A 22,331-nucleotide genomic window follows, 5' to 3' on the forward strand; every position below is an offset into this window, starting at 1 on the left:
CACCATCCCGGGGAGGCCCGCTACACGCTTCGTCCTGAAGGGGCGAAGTCTTCGCCTACATCACCCAGCTCGACCTGCCGAAACTTCTAGCCGACTACGCCGCCGAGCTGTCCCGTCGCTGAGGTCCCCCGCGCCCTCAACCGGCGATGCTGGAACGCGCCCGCCAGCGGGCCGCCGATACGGAGGAGGTGACCCGACAGCAGACCTACACCGCCCTCCCGGGCATGTACGGCGGGCAGCCCTCCGCGCCAGCCGTCCACGCTCGCCGCAGTCTTCCGCGCGGCCGGAGCTAACGAGGTCCTGGAGCTGGGCGCCGGGCACGGCCGCGACGCCCTGTACTTCAGCCGCGCAGGCTTCACCGTCAGGCTTCTCCGCCATCGGCCTTCAACAGCTCCGAGCCGCTGGGCCCGTCAACTGATCACTGTCTTCCACCGGCACTCTTGGGCGCTGGACGCCACCACCGGACCGCGGATCACGGGGCCTGGGCAATTGTCGTGGCTGGAGCGCGCCGTCTCCGCACTGGACGGTACGGGGCTGAGCAGCGCCGAACGAATGGACGCAGCTGTCCTGCTGGTCGGCCATGTACGCGGTATCACCCAGCAGGCCCGGTGGTCAGGACCTTCGTGCCGATGCCGAAGGCGGCCTGGCCGTGCCGGTTGGGGCAGCGCCTTGATGGGTGCCGCGGCCGCACTGCCCCGTGCAGGCGCAGAGCCATCCCGCGGCTTCTTTCGCAGCAAGGGAGATGACCGACCAGTCGGTGGGGTATCGGTATCGGTCCTTGTTCTGGCCAACCGACGGAATTCGCTGACCTGCTGAAACGCGGCCTCTGCGGCGTGGGGTTCCCGCGAAGGAGTGTGGATCTTCCCGGTGAACGGCAGTACGCCGGTGTCGTCGGTCTGGGTGGTCATGGCAGGTTCCCAGATTGGGAACTCGCTGGTGGCGAAGACTTCGAGCGTGGTGAGGAAGACCTCGAAGGCGGCCGGGAAGCCCCGTCCGAAGCGCCCGTCGATCCGCCTGGGGAAGATCAAGACCGGTCGGATCGTGAAGCGGCTGCGGGAGCTGCACGAGCTGGGCGGAGACCCGGCGTACGGTCTCGGATCCCCTCCGGCACTCCCGGAGCCGCAAGGCGTGTCGTCTCGTACGCAGACCAGGCCCGGGGAAGACTGGCGGCCGGGGACACCGCCAGGCAGAAGGGACAGCCAGATGACCAAGGATGTCGACCCGGGTCCCGTTCGGATGCTGGTGTTCGGTGCGGCCCTGCGCGCTGATTCCACCAACGCGCGGCTGGCCTCGCTGGCATCGACCCTGCTCGTGGAGGCCGGTGCCGAGGTCGACCTGGCCAGGATGCGGGATTTCGACATGCCGCTGTACGACGGCGACGTGGAGGCCGACGAGGGTCTGCCCGCCGGTGCCCTGGCGCTGTGTGAGCGGATCAAGCGCTGCGATGCGTTCGTGATCTCGTCGCCCGAGTACAACGCCTCCGTTCCGGGACTGCTGAAGAACGCCATCGACTGGGTGTCACGAGTGCGGCCGCAGCCGTTCAAGACCAAGCACGCGCTGCTGCTGTCATCCTCGCCGTCGCTGGTCGGCGGCAACCGCGGCCTGTGGGCGTTGCGGGTCCCCCTTGAGCATCTGGGAACGCGGGTCTACCCCGACATGTTCAGCCTGCCCCGTGCGCACGAGGGCTTCACCCAGGACGGCCGGCTCGCTCAGCCCGGGTCGCAGGAGCGGCTCGCCGAAATCATCTCCGGGTTCATTCAACTGGTTCGGGCCGATGTGCAGTTCGTCTGCCTGCAGCGTCTCTGGTACGAGTTCCCGGGCGACCGCACGGACGCACTGGTAACGCAGCGGGCCGAGGACTGACCCGTCGTGACGGCCATGACGCTCTCCGGCACGACCAGGCGCCGGACGGCGCGACCGCGTGTCGGGCGGAGCGGCTTTAAACCCACCACCAGCGAATGGGCGGGACGGGCTTCCGCGGTCTGTGCCGGGGCCTGAACCTTCCTGCCCGGCGTGGGCGGGCCTGCCGACCTCAGAATCGAAATGTAAGTCAAAAAATTGATAGTAAGTGAACTTGATTATACGCTGATTGCGTTCGACGGCTGAATCGCCCGGCCCTGGTGGCCACCACAGCCCGAGTCGCGACTGGGGTGTGAAGGGTCGTGAATGCGCCGCGGACCGTTGGCAGCCCCACCTCAGGTGCCGTCAGTGCAGCTGCTCGAGAAAGGAACAAGCCTTGTCAGACCCAAGACCACGCGCTCGGCATGCTCGACCGAAAGGCACACGTGCCTTGCCCGTCAGGTTCGCCGCACTGCCGGTAGTTGCCCTAGCTGCCCTGAGTTGGCGAGCGGATCCTGCCAGCGCCGCACCCGCCAGCCCCAACCCCGCCCCCGGACGAGTCCTGGCTCCAGAGCCTGGCCGAATCCCGAGCCGGGGCCGGAGTCCGCGCCGATATCGGAGGCTGCGGTTGCGCCGAATCCCCAGCCGGAGCCGGAGGCCGCTCCGGTCACAGAGGCCGCACCTGTGACAGAGGCCGCACCTGTGAGAGAGAGCGCCCCGGTGTCGCAGGACTGGGAGTCTGCCCCGGTGTCGGAAACTGCTCCGCCGGTGACGGAGACCGCGCCGGTGACGCAGAGCGCGCCGGTGTCGGAAACGGCGCCTCCCATGTCGGAGTCCGCACCGGTCCCGGAGTCCCCGGCCGAACGCTCCGCCGGGCAGCGTGGGCTCCCCTCCGAGATGGAGAATTTGTTTAGGTTTATGACCGGCGAGGAATGGCCCAGGGCCGATGAGGCCCGCCTACACGACCTCCAGCGCGACCTCAACCGCGCTTCCGAGAATGCCTTCACGGATGCCGCCTTGATCACGGAGACCGCGCCGGTGACGGAGTCCGGGCCGGTGACGGAGTCCGGGCCGGTGACGGAGTCCGGGCCGGTGACGGAAACGGCGCCTCCCGTGTCGCAGTCCGCGCCGGTGACGGAAACGGCGCCTCCCATGTCGCAGTCCGCGCCGGTGACGGAAACGGCGCCTCCCATGTCAGAGACCGCGCCGGTGACGGAGACCGCCCCAGTCACGGAGAGCGCGCCGGTGACGGAGACCGCTCCCGTGTCGCAGAGCGCGCCGGTGACGGAGACCGGGCCGGTGACGCAGTCCGCCCCGGTCACGGAGACCGCCCCGGTCACGGAGAGCGCGCCGGTGTCGGAAACGGCGCCTCCCGTGTCGCAGTCCGCGCCGGTCCCGAGCATCCACGCACTATTCAACGAATGATCAAGGGATCCCAAACAGCCACTGAACCGTACAGAACCCACTGCGCCTCCTCCCGACTGCCCCAGTGCCTTCTCTCGGAGGAAACAGTCGGGGATGTCGCGCGCCTCAGCCCTCCTCGACTCGCCGTCGCCTCACTCTTTATCTAGGGGTAGAGGCGTGTTCGCACTGGTCAGGGCAGTGGTTCGCCTGTCAGGCCCGTGTTCGGACGTCGTCGTCACGCCCGAAGGAGCAGTGCGCTACCGCTTCGCACCGGTCAGGTCCGCGCCGTCCAGGTCCGCGCTGCGTACCGCATGCGGCACCGGTGAGGCTGCGGGCTACTGCGCTTCTGGGCTTCCCTCGGCGATCCCCCTCCACGAGCGGGCCCTCGCCGACTGCGTGCGGGTGTTGGGCAAGGACCACCCGACGACAAGGCAGGTGCGCGCGAACTTGGACACTGCGCGGTCCCTTTGATCAAGGATCCTGCTCGCGTCGGAGCGCGGAGGAGCTTGTCCGGCTTCGACCTGACGCGATCTTCAGGTAGTGATCACGCTCGGCATTTCGTCACCTCGGGAGACTCATTTCGTCGGCAGCCCCAATGGAGTGGGGAGCCTCAATTGCCCCGGCTGCTCCCCAGCTGATTCGCACTGCCGCCCCACGCTTCAACGTGCGGCGGCAGCCCGAGGCAGGAGCAGGACCACCGCCACACCGACCGCCGCGAATACGGCGCCGAGCGCGAACACGACGGTGAAGGCACCTGCGCTCGGCAGCGCCGAGCCGGTGACCGAATGGGCGCTGAGGATCGCGATGGCGATTTGGGTCCCGATGACGCCGCCCACTGTGCGGACGACGGTGTTGAGGCCGTTGGCGGTGGCTATCGCGTGTCCCGGAGCGAACCGGACCACGAGCGACGGCAGTGCCGCAAAGCTGAAGGCGGCGCCCGTTCCCAGCAGTACGGAATCGGCGAGCACCTGCACCGGCGTGGCGTGCCAGAGTGCCAGCGCCAGGCTCCCGGCAAGTACGAGCAACAGTCCTCCGAGCAAGGGGGCGCGGTGGCCGAACCTCCGCTCAAGCGCGGGTACGAGCGGTGCCACCAGAACCTGCAGCAGTGCCGAGGGGAGCATGAGCAGGCCGGCCGCAGTGACGGTGAAACCGAATCCCGACACGGCACCTTCGGGGCCGTGCGTCGGCAACTGAGCGAGCGTCGGCACGAGGAGGAAGAAGATCAGGGCTGCGGCGTAGAAGAGCGCCGCGGCGCAGTGGGTCAGCAGCATCGGTCGGTCGAGGAAAACGCGCGGTTCGAGCAGTGGATGCGGCGTGCGCTTCTCGGCCACCGCCAGGGCGGCCAGGAACACGGCGGCGGTGAGGAAGAGTCCGAGCACGGGGGCGGACAGCCATCCGGCGTGCGAGCCCTGGGTGATCGCGAGCAGAAGTGCCACCAGGCCGAGCGAGAGCAGGACGGTCCCCGCCACGTCCTGAGGTTCCTCCCGGCGCGCGGTGTCATTGGGAATCCACCGGGCCACCAGCAGGAAGGCGAACGCGATGACGCCGGCGAGCACGGCGAACATCCATCTCCATGACGCGTGGTCGACCAGGAGGCCGCCGATGACGAAGCCCAGCCCGGTGCCCGCGCCGATCATCGCGGACACGATCCCAAGGCCATGGCCGATCCGCTGCCGGGGAAGCAGGGCGCTGATGAGCCCGAAGGACAGGGGAAGTGCGGCCGCTCCGGCACCCTGTGCCGCGCGCGCCAGCAGCAGGACGGGAAAGTTCCAAGCGAGGGCGGCCAAGAGAGTGCCGGCCCCAAAGACGGCGAGCGAAACGAGCAGGACGCGGCGTTTGCCGCGCCGGTCGCCGAAGCGGGCGAGCACGGGAGTCAGTACGGCGCCGGACAGCAGGTAGAGGGTGAATACCCACGCGGCCCAGTCGCCGCTCACCCCGAAGTGCCGCTGGAAGGTGGGCAAGGCCGGAGCAACCAGGGTCTGGAGCAGCCCGTAGGCCAGCACCGCTACCGAGAGTGCGGCGACCACACGGCCGGCAGGCGGGCCGGCGTCCGGGGGGCCGCCCGCGGGCGAGACGGGGGAAAGGGCAGTAGATCGGTCTTCCTGGGACATGACGACCTCTGGTGTGGGACGGGCGACCGGCAGGACCGTCACCGCGCCGAGGAGAGCTCGGCGCGGTGACGGCAGTCGGCTCCGCGAGCGGGGGGGAGCAAGCGACTGGCGGAACGGTCCGATCGGCGGAGTTACTAGCTGTTGGGAGCAAGCTCGTCGAGCGTCTGCGTGCGCTGGACGATCTCCCACTTGCCGTTCACCTTGCGGAGCTTGTCGGTGTAGGTGCCGGTGGCGTAGACGGCGTGCTCCGTCTCGGTCTCCGCGACCCAGTACCAGGAACGGGCGGTGGCGGCCGTGCCGTTGACCTCGATCATGGCGGGTCCGGTCATGTGCCGCTTGCCCTTGGTGAAGCCCTTCTCGGCCAGGTCGATGAACATGGCCTTGATCTCGCTCCGGCCGTCGGCGGAGCCGAACGGGCTCCGGTAGTGGCCGTCCTTGGCGTACAGGTTGGCGTAGCCGTCGGCGTCCCTGAGATCGATGTACATCTGGTGACGGTCTATCACCTCGCGGATGGCGAACCGGTCGCTAGGACTGTCGCTCTCCGTGGCGGTGGCGTTCTCGCCCATCAGCAGGCCCGTGGCCACAGCACCCGCCAGCACACCGATGAAGGGTGCGGCCACCCTCCGGATGTTCTTCATGTCGACTCCCTCATGACGCGATATTAGTCATGCACTTTGATAGTCACAACAGTGACTACATTGATCGTATTCCTGTGCGCGGCGCGGCGTCCAGCGCCGGAGAACAAGGAGTCAGTCAGCGCGAGGCCGCGGGACCGTCGCCCCGTTCGCGGGCGACGGCCGCCCGGACGGCGGGCACCACTTCTTCGGCGAACCGCGGCAGCTGACGGTCGACGGGACCCCTCGGGAAGAAGACGAAGGTGTCCATGCCGCCCTCGACGACGAGCCCGGTCAACTCCTCCACCCACTGCTCGACAGGCCCAACGAGGAAGCTCTGGCCCGGTCCGTCGGTGATCACGCCGTTGACGTTGTACAGGCGGCGAATGTCCTCGGGGCGTCGACCGGCCGAGCCGGCGGCGTCATCGATCCGGACATGAGCCTCCGGCAGCCGGGGCGGCGGCAGGAAGGGCGACGAGGGCACCCAGCCGTCCGCCAGCCGTCCCGTCAGTTCGAGGGAGCGCGGCCCGAGGGCACCGAGCCAGATGCCCATGTCGTGGACGGGGAGCGGACCCGGGTGGGCGCCCCGCAGCGAATAGAACCGCCCCTCATAGCGCACCGACCGCTGCTCGCTCCAGAGCAGCCGGATGACCGCGATCGCCTCTTCGAGCGCCGTGACCGCCTCGCCGGCGGTACGCCGCATGCCGCCGTACGCCTCCACCGCCTCCCAGGCGCCACCTGCCCCCAACCCGAGCTCGAACCGGCCGCCGCTGATGACATCCAAAGTGGCGGCCGACTTGGCGATCAGCGGCGGATGCCGCAGGGGCAGGTTGGACACGTCGGGGAAGAAGCGGATCCGCTCGGTGCGGGCGACCAGGCAGCTCAGCAGCGTCCATGTGTCCAGGAACCTTCCCTGATAGGGATGGTCCTGGATGCCCACAAGGTCGAGTCCCAGCCGCTCAGCCAGCAGGACCGAGTGCAGCACCTCGTCGTACCGCCCGGGCTCGGTGGAGTACCCGAACTCCACCGGCCGACCGTAGTCCGTCATGACACCTCCGTCTCCGATCCCGGGCTGCCGCCCGGCACCTCGGTTGGCATTCCGCCGGCCCTGACGCAGGAACTCGGGTCACCACCGCACCGTGATCCCAAGACCGGCCGGACAGTCGAAATTCGGTCGATATAAGTGACTATCAAGATCTGCATCGACGTGCAGGACGCCGAGCCCTGTGGCGGCCTGTGCATCGAGGACGGACGCTGCGAGAGCCGTTCATGTCGGCGACGGGGCGAGCGGAGATCGGAAAGACGTCCATGGACCCGCGCAACCAGGGGTGCAGGCCTTCGATCCCGGTGCGACCCCCGACCAGGAATGGGGCGGACGGCAGCCCTGACCGCCCCCTCTGTGACCACTATTATTACTGATGGTGACAGTCAATAACGGTGACGAGGAGGGTGTCGTGGTGCGGCGCAGCGAACGGAAGCTCAAAGATCCGGATCTCGGGATTCTGTCCACGCGACTGCTCTTCTCGATCCAGAAGGAGCTCTTCGACACGCTGGCCGAGCAGGGGCATCCCGACCTGCGTCCACAGCACGGCGCCGTGATGGGCTTTCTCGACGAGGAGGGCAGCCGGGCGACGGAGCTGTCGCGGCAGTCGGGCACTCATAAGCAGGTCATCGGCAACCTGATCGACGAGCTGGAGGCCCTGGAGTACGTGGAGCGCCGGCCCGACCCCCGGGACCGGCGGGCCAAGCTGATCGTCCCCACCCGCCGCGGCCGGGACCAGATGAAGAAGTCGGACGCGATCATGGCCGCCATCGAGCAGCGGCATGCGGAGGCGATCGGTGAGCGGAAGTACACGGCATTCAGGGACGCCTTCCGGGAGATCACCGCCCAGCAGCTGGCCCAGTTCGACGAGGCCGCAGCCAGCAGGCGGGAGCCGCGCAAGGGCACCGGCTGCTGATCACTCATAGCGGGACCACTTCGAAGGCGACCGCCAGCGGCACTCCCGCGCGGCGTCCAGCGTCAGCGGCCTGACGGCGCAGGAACTGCTCGGGGTCGAAGCCTCCCGCAAGGTTGCCGAGGTATGCCTCGTGCGCGGCCAAGGACTCCACTCCCCGGTCGAGATGCGCCGTGACGTCGACGAAGTGCTCGGCCTCCGGCGACGAACCGAACATGGCACAGCGAACGCCGGACCACGGCTGGAGTCCTTCGTCGAGCAGTTCGGGGAACACCCACCGGTTCGCCGCGTCGCGGGCCGCGTCGATCAGCGCCGAGCCCACGGCGCGGTGGTCGGCGTGGTTGAGCGCACCGTTGTCGAAGAACTCCCGGAAGTTGAGCGAGATGATCACGTCGGGGCGGTGGCGTCGGATGGCGCGGGCGAGGTCGCGGCGCAACGCGATGCCGTATTCGACCGTGCCGTCGGGGTGGTTCAGGAACTCGACCTGGTCCACCCCGACGAGCCCGGCGGCAGCGATCTGCTCGGCCGAGCGCACCGCCGCGGTGCGCTCGGGAGGCATCGACTCGATTCCGGCCTCGCCCCGGGTGACCAGCAGATCGACCACCGTCTTGCCTTGAGCGGTCCACCGGGCGATCGCCGACGAGGCCCCGAACTCCAGGTCGTCCGGGTGCGCCACCACCGCAAGCCCGCGGCGCCAGTCCTCCGGCACGGGATGCCGCAACACCCGACCAATGATCAATTTATTGACAGTCACGATTCTTACTATAACCCATTCGCTCGAGCCGATAGGTCCTGACCCTCAGGGGCCGGAAACGATCAGGACGCGGCCTCCGGCGCCGCCGCTCTCGGCGGCTTCATGAGCGGCGGCGATGTCCTCCAGCGCGAAGCGGTGAGCGACGGGATGGACCAGATCGCCCGCGGCCGCCGCTGCGCTCAGTTCCGCGGCCGCGGCCCTCTTGGCCCCTGCGGGGAAGTCGTCGCTACCCAGGAAGTGCACGGTGACGTTGGAGAACCCCAGCTGCCAGAAGGGGATGGCCGGGCGTGCCACATCGGTGGCGTAGGCAGCGATCACCCCGCCCACAGCAAGGATCTCCAGATCGGTGTCCGCATGGGCCCCGAACGCCACCTCGAGCACCCGGTCGACTCCACGCCCCACGGTGAGCTCCTTCACGCGAGCCGGCAGCGTGTCGTCCGCAAGGAGTACATGGTCCGCCCCGGGGACAGGGCCCGGCCGCCGGACGGTGGCGATCACCCTCGCCCCGCCGCGCCGGGCCAGGGCAACGGCCGAGCGGCCGACCGCACCCGTGGCACCCGTGATGAGCACCCAGGCGTCCCGCAGCGGACCGTCCATGAACAGGGCGCGGTGCGCGGTCAGCCCGGATATTCCGAGGCAGGCCCCCTGCTCGAAGGAGACGGCATCAGGGAGGTGCACCGCCTTTTCGGCAGGCACGGTCACATAGCCGGCGGCCGTACCGAAAGGCCGGTACGACTGTGCGTCATAGCACCACACGCGCTCCCCCACCCGGGCGGCGGGGACGCCCTCCCCCACGGCGTCGACGACCCCGGCGCCGTCCGAGTGCGGGATGACCCGAGGCCAGGCCATGCCGTAGCCGATCCAGTCCTGCCTCTTGATCACGTCCCCGTGATTGATACCCGAGGCATGCACACGGGTCCGCACCTCGCCGGGACCGGGCTGCGGATCCTCCATTTCGCCGACCCGCAACACCTCGGACGCCGGACCGGTCGACTCGTACCACGCTGCGCGCACGGCGCTCAGTCCTCCACGGTCTTGAGCAGGTCCGGCAGCCGGCGTACCACTGCCTGCCAGGACGGGTGGTCGGGGTCGACGACGTCGAAGTGGTCCGCACCCGGGACCTCGACGTACTCCACCTGGTCGCCCAGTTCCCGGGCAGCAGTGACATACGTCCGGCCCTGAGCAGGGGGAAACCCCCGTGTCGTCGCTCCCGTGGACGACAAGCTGAGGTACACCGAGGGGCAGGCGTTCGAGGGGTGAGGCCAGCGCGTAGCGGTCGGGCACGTCGTCCGCGCGGCCGCCGAGCAGTGCGGCCGCCGCTCCGTGCGGCGTCAGCCTCGCCAGGGTCGGCGCGAGTTCCGGCCTGGCCGGTGCGGGCGCCTTCGCCGGAGGCGGTACCGACGGGTCGCCGAAGCGGGCTCCCAGCTCGTCGGCATCCGCGGCCCGCAGATCCAGCACCCCTGCCAGTGACACCGCGGCGGCTAGCGGTACGCCGCGGCCACCACTGCCCGGCGCTCCGGCAGGCAGCCCGGGCCGGGACGCGAGCCACAGGGCGAGCTGGCCTCCTGCGGAGTGCCCGATCGCCACGACACGGTCCAGGTCGAGCCGGCGCCGGGCGAGATCAGCCGCGGCCTGCCCGCCGGGCACGTCCCCCGCCGCGAGACCGGCCAGGGTGTCGACAGCAGCAGCGGCGTCCACCAACGTTCCGGGCCATCCGCCGCCGCTCTCTCCAATGCCCCGGTAGTCGATGTTCCACACGGCGTAGCCGCGGGCCACCAGGTCGTGTGCCAGCGGCACCAGTTGGCTACGGTCGAGCATCGCGGTCCAGAACCCGCCGTGGATGAGCACCACGACCGGGTGGGCGCCTTCGCCTGGCGGAAGGTACAGGTCGCCGGTCTGGGACTGCGCGGACCCGTAACGGACGGTCAACACGGCCCCCTTCCGGACGCTCACCACGGCTGGGCCGTCGTGTCGAGGAGGGTGCCCCGCTCGGAGCTGAGCAGCTCGCTGATGGGTGCGAAGAACGCCTGGATGGCCGGCAGGTTACCGCACTTGGCCTTGGACGCGTCCAGGTCTTCGGCCGTGTCCCACCACACGACGTCCAGCCACTGCTCGTCGTCGATGCGCACCAGCTGGGCGCCGAGGAATCCTTCTCGGTCCGTACGGAATGCCTTGAGCATCCCCGGCCGTGCGTCGAGAAGTTCCTGAGCCCGGTCGGCCGAGACCCGGAAGCGGGTGAGTTCTGCGGTGGTCATGATCATCCTCAGGGGTCGTACGCTCGCCAGCTCGGTCGCCGGCGGGTCAAAGAAGGAGGACGGGTTTGACGGTCTCGCCGGAGGCCGCGGCCCGGGCGGCTTCGTTGATCCGGTCGAACGGGAACGCGGCGACCAGGCGCTCGACGGGAAGGCGGCCGACTGCGTGCAGTTCGGCAAGAGCAGGTATGAACACGTGGGGTACACCCCCGCCCTCGACGATTCCCACGATCCGCTTGCTGCTGTTGACGATGTCCGCGACGTCGACTGCCGCCTCGCGCCCGAAAGGGGCACCCACGATGCCGATGGCCGCGGCGTCGAGGGCCTGCCGGAACACCAGTACATTGCCACTGCTCTCCAGCACATAACCAGCTCCACCGCCGGTGAGCTTCCGGATGGCCGCTGCCGGGTCGGTGGTCCGGGCGTCGATGGTGTCGGTGGCCCCCAGTTCGGCGGCCAGGTCCAGCCGACCGGGGTGCACGTCGACGGCGATGACGTGCGCGGCCTGGGTGAGCCGGGCCGCCATGACGGCTGCGAGTCCCACTGCACCGGCCCCGAACACCGCGACCGAACCGCCGGGCGCTGGCCGAAGGACGTTCAGCACAGCGCCCGCGCCGGTCTGGATGCCGCAGCCGAGCGGTGCGAGTGTGGCCAGCGGCGCCTCGTCGGGGAGTTTCACCGCGTTCCGCTCGGTGACCAGCGCGTGGGTGGCGAAGGACGACTGTCCGAAGAAGTGCCCGTGCAGCGGTGTGTCCCCGAGCCACAGGGTCGGGCTGCCGTCCGAACGTGTGCCGGCGGCGAAGTTGAGTGACAGGAAGTCCTCGCACTGGCTGGGCAGACCGGAGCGGCAGCTCGCACAGACGCCGCAGGAGGCGAACGTGAGCACCACCTTGTCACCGGGTACCACGGAGGTGACGCCCGCTCCGACTGCCTCCACCACCCCGGCCCCCTCGTGCCCCAGTACGGCCGGATGCGGGAACGGGGTCTTCCCCTCCCGGGCGGCGATGTCGGCATGGCAGATGCCGACCGCCTCGATACGTACCAGCACCTCACCGGCGCGCGGGTCGTCGAGAAGCACGTCCATGATCTCGAAGTCGGCCCCAGGCTCAGGTACGACGGCGGCTCCGATCAGCTTCGGCATGACCACTCCTTCGGTGTTGCCGACCCGACGAAGCTATTAGTCAAACTCTTGACCGTCAAGATTATGACCATAAACTGAGTGGGTGGCTCATCGAGCCGCGACCCGACACATCCAGGAGACCACCATGAGCACCCCGCCGCTCACCGAGACCGACCAGCTCACGGGCGTATGGCAGATAGACCCGGCCCATTCCGAGGTGAGCTTCACGGTGCGCCACCTGATGGCCCGTGTGCGTGGCAGCTTCTCGTCCTTCAGCGGGACCATCAGCGTCGGCGACGACCCGACACGGTCCAGTGTCCGGGCAGAAATCGACACCACGTCGGTGGACACCCGCAATGCCGAGCGGGACAAGCACCTGCGCAGCGCCGACTACTTCGACACCGACACCCACCCGGCGGCACACTTCGAGTCTGCGACCGTACGGGAACAGGAAGACGGTCGATACAGCGTCGAGGGATTCATGACCGTGAAGGGCGAGACGCGCCCGGTCACTCTCCACCTGGTGTTCCTCGGCGTGGCCGAGGACCCGTGGGGCGGCACACGAGCCGGATTCCGGGCGTCCACCCGGATCAGCCGTTCCGACTTCGGCGTGATGGGCAATGTGCCCCTGCCCGGCGGGCGCGCGCTGATCGGGGACAGCGTCGACATCGAACTCGAGATCGAGGCGGTCAGGCAGCAATAGTCCCGCATCCGGCTGTCAGGGGCGCGGACGAGGAGGTGTCCGCCCCCTGATCGGGCCCACCGTGTCCGGCTCGAGGGACCTGCGGGTGCGGAGCCGTGGGTCCCAGCACCCCGTGGGGGCTCCTCCAGCGTGTGGTGGTGAATGCGGTGGAGTCGATGGCGGCACCCCGGCGGTGCCGGACGGCTTCCTCGGCGGCAACGCGGGCGGCCACCTGCCGCACCGCCTCGACGCTGCGCGGCGCCCGGACGACCCACGTCTGGGTGCCGCGCACTTCCTTGTCGCCCACTATGCGCACGGTCGGCGCGGTGACGTTCCACAAGGTCATGACGGTGACTTCTCCTGTTCTGCGCTTTGACGAAGCGTTTCTCGTACGGCGGGCACCACCTCGCGGGCGAAACGCCCGACCTGATCGACCGTGGTCTCCTCCGGCCAGAAGACGAAGGTTCGGAACGGCTGCTCGGTTGCCAGGCGAGCCAGTAGAGCGGCCCACTGCTCCGCGGTCGCGCGGACAGGGGCCTTACCCGTTGTGGCCGCAGCGTCGCCGGGTCGGTCCGTAATGGTGCCGACGAGCTGAGCGATCCTCAGCACGTCTTGAGGGTTCCTGCCGGAGGCGCGGGCCGCGTCGTCGATCAGCGCGTTGGATTCGGCCCACTTCTCGTACGGCAGGTAGCTGGGGATGGGCGCGGCCCATCCGTCGGCCAGTCGGCCCGTCAGTTCCAGGGAACGGGGGCCCTGGGCACCGATCCAGATGCCGATCGGATGGGCCGGAGCGGGCCCGCTGCGCAGGCCGGGGATGGTGTAGCGGCGGCCCTCGAACGTGACCGGCTCGGGTGCGGACCGCCACAGTGCCCTCAGGATCTGGACGGCCTCCTCCAGTTGGGCCAGGGCCTCGGCCGGGCCGAGCCGGGGCGTCATTCCCATCTGGGTGATAGCGGACCAGTAGCCGCCACCACCGATACCCAGTTCAAAGCGGCCCGCGGAGAGCAGATCGAGCGAAGCCGCCGTCTTGGCGAGCATCGACGGATGACGCAGCGGCAGATTGGCCACGTCCGGGAAGAAGCGCAGCCGCTCGGTGCCCTCCAGCAGCATGGCGATGAGGGTGAAGGTGTCCACGAGCGCGGGGCTGTAGGGATGGTCCTGCACGCCGACGAGGTCGAGTCCCTCCTCCTCGGCCACGCACACCAGGTCGCGGTGTGCCGCGATGTCGGTGGTGGGGTTGAGCGAGAAACCGAACTGCAGGTCACGCATGGCTGTCCTCGGGGTGGGGTGCGAATGACGGTGACGGACCGCTCAGCCAGCGGCGCAGGACGCGGGAGAGCGCGGGCAGCAGGGCATAGGTCATGGCGACGCTGAAGAAGAGCGCGATCAGCGCGTTGCGCACGGCCGGCGGAAGGCCACCTGTGTACGGCACGAGGAGAACGTTGGAGAGGAGCGAGAGGGGATACACGGCGGCCGCTGCCACGAGAGTGAGCTTCCAGCGGGGCGGCGCAGCCCGGTCCGGCAGAGCGAACAGGTCCTCCATGCCGGACAGATGGCGGACGCGGACCAGTTCGTGCAGTTCTCTGCCATGGTGGAGGCAGCGTTCGTTGTGCGGTGAGCTCTCCCAGGCATGCAGGGCGGCCTGGTCGGTGAACCGGTAGACAAGGTGCCACCGGTCGTCTGCGGCTGCCGGGTGCAGGACGCCGCCACCGAGATATCCGGTGAATCCAGCGGCTTCGGCCAGGATGCCGTGTGCCCACGACTGGAACTCCTCCCCCCTGCCGGGAAGGACGCGGCGTTCGACCAGCACGGTGACAGGGTCGGCATGCCTCTGTTCGGGGATGGGGCGGTCTATGCTCATGGGCGGTTTCCTGCGATGGCTTGGGAGGGCGGGCGGCCGGGATCAGAGAACCTGAGCGATCCCGTGCACGGGGTCAGACGGCCGGGATCCGGCCGAACCGTCCGGACTGGAAGTCGTCGAACGCCTGCATGAGTTCGCTGCGCGTGTTCATGACGAAGGGGCCGTTCCAGGCGACCGGCTGACGGATCGGCAGACCGCCGAGGATCACCACGTCAAGCCCCGGGGACCGGCTCTCCTGCTTCTCATCGGCCGCGACGCCGATCACGTCGCCCGGGCCGAAGACGGCGAGCTGACCGGAGTGCACCGGTCGCCGCTCCTCGCCGACGCTGCCCCTGCCTGCCAGAACGTAGGCGAGGGCGTTGAAGTCCGGGCGCCAGGGAAGGGTGAGCAGGGCACCCGGGCTGAGAGTGGCGTGCAGCAGCGTGATCGGTGTGTGCGTCGCACCGGGCCCGTGACTGCCTGCCAGTTCACCGGCGATCAGCCGGACCAGGGCTCCGCCGTCGTCACTGGCGAGGAGCTCCAGCTGGGATCCGCGGATGTCCTGGTAGCGGGGCGCGGTCATCTTGCGGTCGCGGGGCAGATTGACCCACAGCTGGAAGCCGTGGAACAGGCCGCCGCTCATCACCAGCTGTTCGGGGGGCGTTTCGATGTGCAGCATGCCGGATCCGGCCGTCATCCACTGGGTGTCCCCATTGGTGATGACGCCGCCACCTCCATTGGAATCCCGGTGCTCCATGATGCCGTCGATCATGTAAGTGACGGTCTCGAACCCCCGGTGGGGGTGCCATGGGGTTCCTTTGGGCTCGCCAGGGCTGTATTCCACCTCGCCCATCTGATCCATCATCAGGAACGGGTCGAGGTGGCGCAGATCGATCCCTGCGAGTGCCCGGCGCACCGGGAATCCTTCGCCTTCGAAGCCCTGGGGGGCGTCGGTCACGGTGAGGACGGGGCGTTGTCGGGCGGCTTCACCGGGGCGTGGGATGCGTGGCAGGGCGAGGGGCGAATCGATGGTTTACGGCGGGCATGGTCTTTCTCCTTCAGGCGCCGGATGTGCGCCGCGCGCTGCACCGGACGGGCGGCATGGGTGGCGGGCCGGGTCCGGGTGCCGGGCCATGCGGGGGGCAGGGACCGGCACCCGGGGAGCTCCCCGGGTGCCGGGCCATGCGGGGGGCAGGGACCGGCACCCGGGGAGCTCCCGCGGGGCGGTTACGGGGGTGATGCCCCGAAGGAGCGGCTTTGTGGCTGGACGGCTCAGCCGTTCTTGGAGTAAGCGGAGGACATCTGGCCGACCAGCGTCGCGAACGGCATGTCGAGGGCCGTGTAGACCTCGAAGGCCTTCGGGTCGGCGTTGTCGGCCAGGATCTCGACCATCGTGGTCGCGTAGTCGGTGACGATCACGCCCGCCTGCTGCATGCGCAGCAGACCCGTGGTGCGCTTGGTCTCGCTGAAGGTGCCGGAGGCGTCGATGGCCGCGTACGCGTCATACCCGGCCGCAGTGGCGGAGATCGCCGGGAAAGCAAGGCAGACCTCGATGGAGACGCCCGCGATGATCAGCTTCTTGCGGCCGGTGGCCTCCACGGCGTCGCGGACGCGCGCGTCGCTCCAGGCGTTGACGGTGCTGCGGTCGATCACCTCGAGGTCAGCGGGGAGGACCTCGGCAAGCTCCGGTACGAGCGACCCCCACATGCCGTCCGCGCCCGTGGTGGTCACCACGGTGGGGATGTCGAGCACCTGCGCGGCCTTCGCCAGCGCGGCGACATTGTGCTTGAGCGTGGCGACGTCGATGTCGCGCACTCCAGTAAACAGGCCGATCTGGTGATCGACGAGAAGCAGGGTGGTGTTGTCGCGGGTCAGCGGCTCGAGGAAGCGGCTGGTTCCCGGAAGGTTCTCAGTCATGGGGCGTCTCCTGTGTCAGGGGCGGTCACCCGCCCATCACTTTCATCAACATCTTGATAGTCAAGAACAGTGACTAATGGCAGCCTATTCCCGCACCAGCAGGACAGGCAAGATCACTCCACAGGAGACCCCTGGAGCCACCCGCAACCCGCCCGACAGCCCCGAAGAGTGCGGGCACCCGAGGTGAGGCCAGGACCTGGGGTCGAGCTTGCACCCGCCAGGCAGGAGCGAGGTTCAGTCAAGATAAGTGACTATCAAAGTCAGTTATCATCTGCCGCGACTTACCACTCCCGCTTGGAGACGCCATGCAGTCCTCGAAGGACGAGCTGCCGTACAGCCCCGGCACCGACCAGGACGCGGACGCCGCCGAGCGCCGCCTGGCGCAGCGTAGTCACCAGCTCGGCCAGGGCAGCGCCCGGGCAGCGGTGCTCGGCGTGAACGATGGCCTGGTCACCAACCTGTGTCTGGTACTCGGACTCGCAGGGGCGAGCGCCTCACCCGCCGCCGTCCAGCTCGCCGGTTTCGCCAGCCTGGTCGCCGGCGCGTTCTCCATGGCGGCCGGGGAGTGGATATCGGTCCTCACCCAGGTAGAGCTCACCCGTGGCGTGCTGGCGGCGATGCGTGACCTTCTGAGCCATAGCCCGAGCAGCGTGGAACGGCGCCTGCGGGAGGAGTTCGTCCGCAACGGGTACCGGCCCGATTCCGCCGCGCGTGCGGCGCGCGATGTCCTTGGCCATCAGGACGGTCGACTACGGGTGGCCTCCCGCGCGCTGCTGGGCATCAATCCCGATGAACCCGGCAGCCCGAAGATCGCAGCTGCCTTCTCCTTGGTGCTGTTCGCACTCGGAGCCGCCGTCCCGCTGCTGCCCTGGTTCCTGTGGCGGGGAGAGGCGGCTGTGTGGGGCTCGGTGGTGGCGACCGCACTGGCGGCCACGGTCGTCGGCGGCGTGCTGTCCCGCTCCTCGCAACGCGGCGTGGTGCGAGGAGCAGTGCGTCAGCTGGTCGTATTGACAGCCGCCGCCGGTGTGACATTCGCGCTCGGAAGGCTGGTCGGCACGTCGCTCGCCTGATCAGAGTGCGCCCTTGGTCCGACCAAGCTCAGGAACGCTTGGCGTACACCGTGGCGAGCTGTCCGACCAGAACCGCGAACGGCATGTCGATCGCCGCGTACAGGTCGGGTGCCTGCGGCGAGGCGTTGTCCTCAAGCATCTCGACGGCAGCGGTGGCGTAGTCGGTGAGGATCACGCCCGCCTGGTGCATACGAAGCAGGCCGGCAGCGCGTTTGGTCTCGCTAAAGGTCCCCGAGGCGTCGACCGGGGCAAACACCGTGTACCCGGCTGCGGTCGCGGCGATGGCAGGGAAGGCGACGCAGACCTCCGTCGATACACCGGCAATGATGATCTTCTGTCGGCGGGTCGCCTCGACGGCCTCCCGCACCCGCGGCTCATGCCAGGCGTTCACGGTGCTCCGGTCGATGATCTCCAGCTCCGGCGGCAGCACTTCGGCCAGCTCCGGGAGCAGCGGTCCCCACATGCTCTCGGCCGACGTGGTGGTGGCCACGATCGGCACCTCAAGCGTCCGCGCGGCCTTCGCCAGGCCCACCACGTTGTGCTTAAGTTCTGCCACGTCGATGTCGCGTACACCGGTGAGCAGCCCGATCTGGTGGTCGACCAGCAGCAGCAACGCGTTCTCCCGGGACAGCGGCTCATGGAAACGGGATACGGCGGATGTGTCAGTCATCTCTGTCCCTCTCGGCCCCCTTCCCCCTTCCTCCTCTCTCTCGTTGCTCCCTTCCTCTTTCTCAGGTACGCGGACTGCGCGTCGGTGCGGTCCTTGCCCTACCGGCTTCGCCGACCTGTGGCGGCGAAGGCATGGGTGACGACAGGAGGCTCCTTCAGCAGCGCCCATGCCCGCTCCTCAAGGTCCCGGTCGCCGCCGGTGAGCCTTCCCCCATGCTGCGCCATGTGCTCGGACCAGGAGGCGACAAGGTAGTTCTCCACGAACCGCTGCTCGTCGTACGCATCCTGGTACAGCCCCCAGTCCATGCCGCCAATACGCCTCCGGGCCAGGGCCAGCTCCTGCATCGTCTCCACGAACGCGGCTCTGTTCTCGGGCGGCACCCGGTAATCGATGCTGATCAGGACGGGGCCACGGTCCGGCGGGGGCTCGAACATCAGACTGGGCACGGGCCAGTGCATGGAGGCCGAACGATCGAGCTCGGCCGCCTCGCTCAGCGGCCAGACAGCTACGGTTGCCGCTCCCAGCAGCAGCACGCCCGCGGCGATCAACAGCGTCTCAGTGAGACCGATACGCGAGGCCAGCGCCCCCCAGAACGCGGCGCCGAAGGCCGCCCCTCCCATGAACACGGTCATGGAAATCGCCAGCCCGCGCGCCCGCACCCAGGCGGGCATCAGCAGTTGGAGGGAGGCATTGAAAGTGGAGAGCACCGCCAGTTCGGCCAGCCCGGCCACCACGAGCAGCGCGGCCAGCAGCGCGGGGACGTCCGCGACCGCCATCACCACAAGCACAGGAGCCAGCGCCGCGCTCCCGACGGCGACCATCAGGGTGCTGCCCCATCGGCGACTGACCCTGGGAAGCACCGCCGCACCGGAGACGGCCCCCACGCCCACCGCGGTGAGCAGCAGCCCGTATCCACCGGCGCCCAGACCCAGCACCTGGTCGGCAACCACCGGCAGCAGGGCCCACAAGGCGGCGCTTGGAGGTACGAACAGCAGGACCCGCAGCAGGACCCTCCGCACCTCGGGATCGTTGCACACATACCTCCCGCCCGCCCACAACGCCGCCAGCGCCCGCTCCCGCTCGCCCCCGACCGGCACCTGGGCGGGCCGCCGCCACCGCAGCAGAACCGCCACGACACCGATGAACGAAACTGCGTTCAGCACGAAAACCCAGGCCGGCCCGGCCACCGCGACCAGCAGTCCGCCCAGCGCAGGGCCGACCGACCGGGCGATGTTCACATTGGCCGCACCCAGCGAGGCCGCCTGGAGCAACTGAGCACGAGGCACCAGCTCCGGCTGGATCGCCTGCCACGCCGGACCCATCAGCGCCGTACCGCACCCCAGTAGGAAGACCAGGCCCAGAAGCACGGCGGGCGTGGTCAGCCCAGCCCAGGTCAGCCCAGCGAGGGTGCCCGCCGTCACCAGCATGAGCAGCTGCGCGGCCACCAGCAGACGACGGCGGTCCACCAGATCGGCGAGCACCCCCGACGGCAGCCCGAGCACGAAGACAGGCAGCATGGACGCGGTCTGCACCAGCGCCACCAACGTCGGCCCTCGCTGGACCATGAGCCACTGGGCGGCGACCGTCTGCATCCACGTCCCGACGGCCGAGGCGAGCTGAGCGATCCACAACGCCCGGAAGACCGGGTGGGCGAGCGGAGCCCAGACCGCCGGTGCGGGCTCCCCGCTCTGCAGCCCGGCTCCGGTACCACTGCCCTTCGTCTCGCTCATACCGTCCTCCATGTCCCACCCTGATACCTGGGGGCCCGGGTCGCAGGTCCAGCAGGCGAGGACATCGGATGGTTGACGGCGCCGTCACGTGGCCGCGATCTTGAGATCCACCTCGGTGACGGCGTCGACCGTGCGGCAGGTGGCCGGTGCCGCAGCAGGCTGAGGGCGTCACTGATCAGCTTTCCACAGTCCGGCAGCCCAAACTTGCGCAGGTCACGTTCTAGTGCTGGATTCCGCTTTGGTTGGGTATATGTGCTGGTGGCGGGGCGGTTCGGGTGCTCGGGGGCGGGTGCTGGTTGATGGTGTTACGAGCACGACAAAGCCGTGACGAGGGCGAGCAGGCGGTCATCCATCGACTCTCGCGAGCCCGCAAGGCCCCCCGGGATGTGGTGATGCGGGCCCGCATGATCGAACTGAGCTGGGCGGGGCAGCGGGTGCCGGCGATCGCGGATGAGCTGAGCTGCAGTCAGAAGACGGTGCGCAGGTGGCTGCACCGCTTCAACCGCGCCGGTCTGGAGGGCCTGGAAGATCTCGGTGGGCAGGGCCGCAAGCGGCGGATCACCGAGGCCGAGCGGTCGAGGATCATCGCCCTGGTCAAGCAGGTGCCGCCCGGGAGGCTGGAGATGCAGCCATACGGGGACCTGTGGGCCGCGGACGAGGGCGGCGCGTCGGAGTGGACGTTGGACTCCCTGGCCGCCGAGGCCCAGCGGCTGGGGATCGAGGTCGGCCGCTCCCAAGTGCGCAGAATCCTGCTGGCCGAGGGGGTGCGCTGGCGCCGCACCCGCTCCTGGACCCGCTCGAAGGACCCGGACTTCGCGGGAAAAGGACGCGGATCATCGGCCTCTACACCCACCCGCCGGACGGTGCGACGGTCGTGTGCGCCGACGAACTCGGGCCGGTGATCCCGCGCGCCTTCCCACCTGCACCGGGCTGGTCGCCGGACGGGCATCGCATCAAGAACGAGATCGACTACAGCCGCGGGCCGGAGAAGACCTGGGTATACGGCGGCCTGCGCGTGAGGGACGGCCAGGAGATCACCATGGCCGCATCCTCCCGCAACAGCGCCTTCTACCAGCAGTTCCTGCAACAGGTCGAGGACGCCAACCCGACCGGGGAGATCTGGATCGTCACCGACAACCTGTCCTCCCACAACAGCCTGTCCACCCGGACCTGGCTGGAGGATCATCCTCGGATCCGGCACGCGTTCATCCCGGTCGGCGCGTGCTGGCTGAACCTGCAGGAGGGCTGGTGGCGGATCTTCCGCAAGGCAGCCCTGGCCGGCCGGTCCTTCGCCAACCCGGACGACATCACCCAAGCCACGGCCGTGGCCACCGCCCAGCTCAACGCCCGTGCCAGACCATGGATCTGGGGCCGAGCAGCCCCGCCAACCCGCCAACTACGACGCCGATATGTGTACTGCCTTTGAGGAATCCAGCACTAGGCCGTTTGGTTTGGATCACCGAGCCCGACGACATCAAGATGCCGCGTCACCGGTTGCGGCCATGCACCGCTCGTCGCTGTTCGCTGCCGGTAGTTCTCGCGATCGGGCACGTGTGTGGCTCGCCGAGGTGATCCGGATGACCGAAGCCGCCGGAAGGAGCGGGCGACGGCCGATGAGTTTCTCCGTGATCCACAGTCATAGATCATGATTGGTGCACCGCAGTCACGAGCGTGGTCGAAGCGTGCACCGACCGAAACCCGCTGAGAACCAGACACGAGACACCGAGGAACCCCAGATGCGCACCCTGATCAGCACCGCCTTCATCTCCCTCGACGGCGTCGTGGAGGCCCCGGGCGGCGAGCCCGGATACCGGAACTCGGGCTGGACCTTCAAGGACATGGAGTTCCTCCCCGAGGCATTCGACATCAAGGGCCAGGAGCAGAAGGAAGCCACCGCGATATTGATGGGCCGGACCAGCTACGAGGCCTTCAGCCCCGTGTGGCCCGACATGGAGGACTTCGCCGACTACAAGGCGATGCCGAAGTACGTCGTCTCCACCACCCTCACCGAGGACGACCTGGTCTCGAACTGGGGCGAGACGAGGATCCTGCGCTCGCTCGACGAGGTCGCCGCGCTGAAGGAGACCGAGGGCGGCCCGATCATCGTCCACGGCAGCGCCACCCTGAACCAGAGCCTTTCGGACGCCGGCCTGATCGACCGTTACCACCTGCTCGTCTTCCCGCTCCTCCTCGGCGCGGGCAAGCGTCTGTTCAGCGCCACCGACAAGGACACCCAGAAGCTGAAGCTCGTCGAGCACGAGGTCTACGCCAACGGCCTGCAGAAGAACGTCTTCGACGTCGTCCGCTGACAAGGCTCCCGCACTCGCCCTGCCGTCGCGTCCCCGGACGTGGCACTCGCCAGTACGTGAACGG

Annotated in this window: 22 protein-coding genes and 1 pseudogene; 8 read left to right on the plus strand and 15 right to left on the minus strand. The window is 68.8% G+C overall.

Features of this window, described 5'->3' with window-relative positions; translation table 11 throughout:
* Window positions 1–447 precede the first annotated feature (447 nt).
* A complete protein-coding gene (locus QFZ67_RS00090) occupies window positions 448–816 on the plus strand; it encodes a hypothetical protein (protein ID WP_307665687.1) in 369 nt (122 codons plus the stop codon).
* Window positions 817–867: 51 nt separating this feature from the next.
* Window positions 868–1,863 carry an NADPH-dependent FMN reductase gene (locus tag QFZ67_RS00095; protein ID WP_307659061.1) on the plus strand — a complete coding sequence of 332 codons (996 nt, stop codon included), beginning with the start codon at window positions 868–870 and terminating at the stop codon, window positions 1,861–1,863.
* Window positions 1,864–2,297: 434 nt separating this feature from the next.
* On the opposite strand, the gene QFZ67_RS00100 is transcribed toward QFZ67_RS00095, so the two are convergent.
* The 4 genes from QFZ67_RS00100 to QFZ67_RS00115 all read right to left on the minus strand — a co-directional run bounded on the left by QFZ67_RS00100 (window position 2,298) and on the right by QFZ67_RS00115 (window position 7,016).
* Window positions 2,298–3,242 carry a hypothetical protein gene (locus tag QFZ67_RS00100; RefSeq protein WP_307659062.1) on the minus strand — a complete coding sequence of 315 codons (945 nt, stop codon included), beginning with the start codon at window positions 3,240–3,242 and terminating at the stop codon, window positions 2,298–2,300.
* Window positions 3,243–3,902: 660 nt separating this feature from the next.
* Complete coding sequence (locus QFZ67_RS00105) at window positions 3,903–5,396, minus strand: MFS transporter (protein ID WP_307659063.1); 1,494 nt, start codon at window positions 5,394–5,396, stop codon at window positions 3,903–3,905.
* Between the two features lie 92 nt (window positions 5,397–5,488).
* Window positions 5,489–5,992, minus strand: a complete 504-nt coding sequence (locus QFZ67_RS00110) for a nuclear transport factor 2 family protein (RefSeq protein WP_307659064.1) — start codon at window positions 5,990–5,992, stop codon at window positions 5,489–5,491.
* Between the two features lie 115 nt (window positions 5,993–6,107).
* Window positions 6,108–7,016, minus strand: coding sequence for an LLM class flavin-dependent oxidoreductase (locus tag QFZ67_RS00115; protein WP_307659065.1), 909 nt, complete (start codon window positions 7,014–7,016; stop codon window positions 6,108–6,110).
* Window positions 7,017–7,386: 370 nt separating this feature from the next.
* Here QFZ67_RS00115 and QFZ67_RS00120 point away from each other — a divergent pair, with 370 nt between their 5' ends.
* Entirely contained in the window at window positions 7,387–7,926 is a 540-nt protein-coding gene (locus QFZ67_RS00120; protein ID WP_307659066.1) for a MarR family winged helix-turn-helix transcriptional regulator, read from the plus strand.
* A 4-nt stretch (window positions 7,927–7,930) separates the two neighbouring features.
* Here QFZ67_RS00120 and QFZ67_RS00125 read toward each other — a convergent pair whose 3' ends face one another.
* The 4 genes from QFZ67_RS00125 to QFZ67_RS00140 are packed head-to-tail and all read right to left on the minus strand — an operon-like array spanning window position 7,931 to window position 12,070.
* On the minus strand, window positions 7,931–8,677 hold the full coding sequence (locus QFZ67_RS00125; RefSeq protein WP_307659067.1) for a PIG-L deacetylase family protein: 747 nt from the start codon (window positions 8,675–8,677) through the stop codon (window positions 7,931–7,933).
* Between the two features lie 45 nt (window positions 8,678–8,722).
* Window positions 8,723–10,606, minus strand: coding sequence for an alpha/beta fold hydrolase (locus QFZ67_RS00130; RefSeq protein WP_307659068.1), 1,884 nt, complete (start codon window positions 10,604–10,606; stop codon window positions 8,723–8,725).
* A gap of 20 nt (window positions 10,607–10,626) precedes the next feature.
* Window positions 10,627–10,932 (minus strand): antibiotic biosynthesis monooxygenase, encoded by a 306-nt coding sequence (locus QFZ67_RS00135; protein WP_307659069.1) that lies wholly within the window; start codon window positions 10,930–10,932, stop codon window positions 10,627–10,629.
* A 46-nt stretch (window positions 10,933–10,978) separates the two neighbouring features.
* Window positions 10,979–12,070 carry an NAD(P)-dependent alcohol dehydrogenase gene (locus QFZ67_RS00140; RefSeq protein WP_307659070.1) on the minus strand — a complete coding sequence of 364 codons (1,092 nt, stop codon included), beginning with the start codon at window positions 12,068–12,070 and terminating at the stop codon, window positions 10,979–10,981.
* A 124-nt stretch (window positions 12,071–12,194) separates the two neighbouring features.
* Here QFZ67_RS00140 and QFZ67_RS00145 point away from each other — a divergent pair, with 124 nt between their 5' ends.
* On the plus strand, window positions 12,195–12,752 hold the full coding sequence (locus QFZ67_RS00145; protein WP_307659071.1) for a YceI family protein: 558 nt from the start codon (window positions 12,195–12,197) through the stop codon (window positions 12,750–12,752).
* On the opposite strand, the gene QFZ67_RS00150 is transcribed toward QFZ67_RS00145, so the two are convergent.
* The 5 genes and pseudogenes from QFZ67_RS00150 to QFZ67_RS00170 all read right to left on the minus strand — a co-directional run bounded on the left by QFZ67_RS00150 (window position 12,739) and on the right by QFZ67_RS00170 (window position 16,488).
* Window positions 12,739–13,077 (minus strand): hypothetical protein, encoded by a 339-nt coding sequence (locus tag QFZ67_RS00150; RefSeq protein WP_307659072.1) that lies wholly within the window; start codon window positions 13,075–13,077, stop codon window positions 12,739–12,741. The genes QFZ67_RS00145 and QFZ67_RS00150 overlap by 14 nt on opposite strands.
* Window positions 13,074–14,000, minus strand: a complete 927-nt coding sequence (locus QFZ67_RS00155) for an LLM class flavin-dependent oxidoreductase (RefSeq protein ID WP_307659073.1) — start codon at window positions 13,998–14,000, stop codon at window positions 13,074–13,076. Before QFZ67_RS00155 ends, QFZ67_RS00150 begins: the two co-directional genes overlap by 4 nt.
* A complete protein-coding gene (locus QFZ67_RS00160) occupies window positions 13,993–14,592 on the minus strand; it encodes an antibiotic biosynthesis monooxygenase (RefSeq protein WP_307659074.1) in 600 nt (199 codons plus the stop codon). The genes QFZ67_RS00155 and QFZ67_RS00160 overlap by 8 nt, the downstream gene beginning before the upstream one ends.
* A gap of 73 nt (window positions 14,593–14,665) precedes the next feature.
* Window positions 14,666–15,617, minus strand: a pseudogene (locus QFZ67_RS00165) (pirin family protein).
* Between the two features lie 226 nt (window positions 15,618–15,843).
* Window positions 15,844–16,488, minus strand: a complete 645-nt coding sequence (locus QFZ67_RS00170) for an isochorismatase family protein (protein WP_307659075.1) — start codon at window positions 16,486–16,488, stop codon at window positions 15,844–15,846.
* 305 nt (window positions 16,489–16,793) lie between these two features.
* Between QFZ67_RS00170 and QFZ67_RS00175 the strand changes: the two genes are divergently transcribed.
* Window positions 16,794–17,558, plus strand: a complete 765-nt coding sequence (locus QFZ67_RS00175) for a VIT1/CCC1 transporter family protein (RefSeq protein WP_307659076.1) — start codon at window positions 16,794–16,796, stop codon at window positions 17,556–17,558.
* Window positions 17,559–17,586: 28 nt separating this feature from the next.
* Here QFZ67_RS00175 and QFZ67_RS00180 read toward each other — a convergent pair whose 3' ends face one another.
* Together QFZ67_RS00180 and QFZ67_RS00185 are read right to left on the minus strand one after the other, a co-directional pair.
* A complete protein-coding gene (locus tag QFZ67_RS00180) occupies window positions 17,587–18,228 on the minus strand; it encodes an isochorismatase family protein (protein ID WP_307659077.1) in 642 nt (213 codons plus the stop codon).
* A 98-nt stretch (window positions 18,229–18,326) separates the two neighbouring features.
* Complete coding sequence (locus QFZ67_RS00185; protein ID WP_307659078.1) at window positions 18,327–19,958, minus strand: MFS transporter; 1,632 nt, start codon at window positions 19,956–19,958, stop codon at window positions 18,327–18,329.
* A gap of 299 nt (window positions 19,959–20,257) precedes the next feature.
* On the opposite strand from QFZ67_RS00185, the gene QFZ67_RS00190 reads away from it, so the two are divergent.
* The 3 genes from QFZ67_RS00190 to QFZ67_RS00200 all read left to right on the plus strand — a co-directional run bounded on the left by QFZ67_RS00190 (window position 20,258) and on the right by QFZ67_RS00200 (window position 22,267).
* A complete protein-coding gene (locus QFZ67_RS00190) occupies window positions 20,258–20,860 on the plus strand; it encodes a helix-turn-helix domain-containing protein (protein ID WP_307659079.1) in 603 nt (200 codons plus the stop codon).
* Window positions 20,833–21,384 (plus strand): transposase, encoded by a 552-nt coding sequence (locus QFZ67_RS00195; RefSeq protein ID WP_307659080.1) that lies wholly within the window; start codon window positions 20,833–20,835, stop codon window positions 21,382–21,384. Before QFZ67_RS00190 ends, QFZ67_RS00195 begins: the two co-directional genes overlap by 28 nt.
* A gap of 310 nt (window positions 21,385–21,694) precedes the next feature.
* Window positions 21,695–22,267, plus strand: a complete 573-nt coding sequence (locus tag QFZ67_RS00200; RefSeq protein WP_307659081.1) for a dihydrofolate reductase family protein — start codon at window positions 21,695–21,697, stop codon at window positions 22,265–22,267.
* Window positions 22,268–22,331: the final 64 nt, after the last annotated feature.

This window comes from Streptomyces sp. V1I1, assembly GCF_030817355.1.
Taxonomy (GTDB): domain Bacteria; phylum Actinomycetota; class Actinomycetes; order Streptomycetales; family Streptomycetaceae; genus Streptomyces.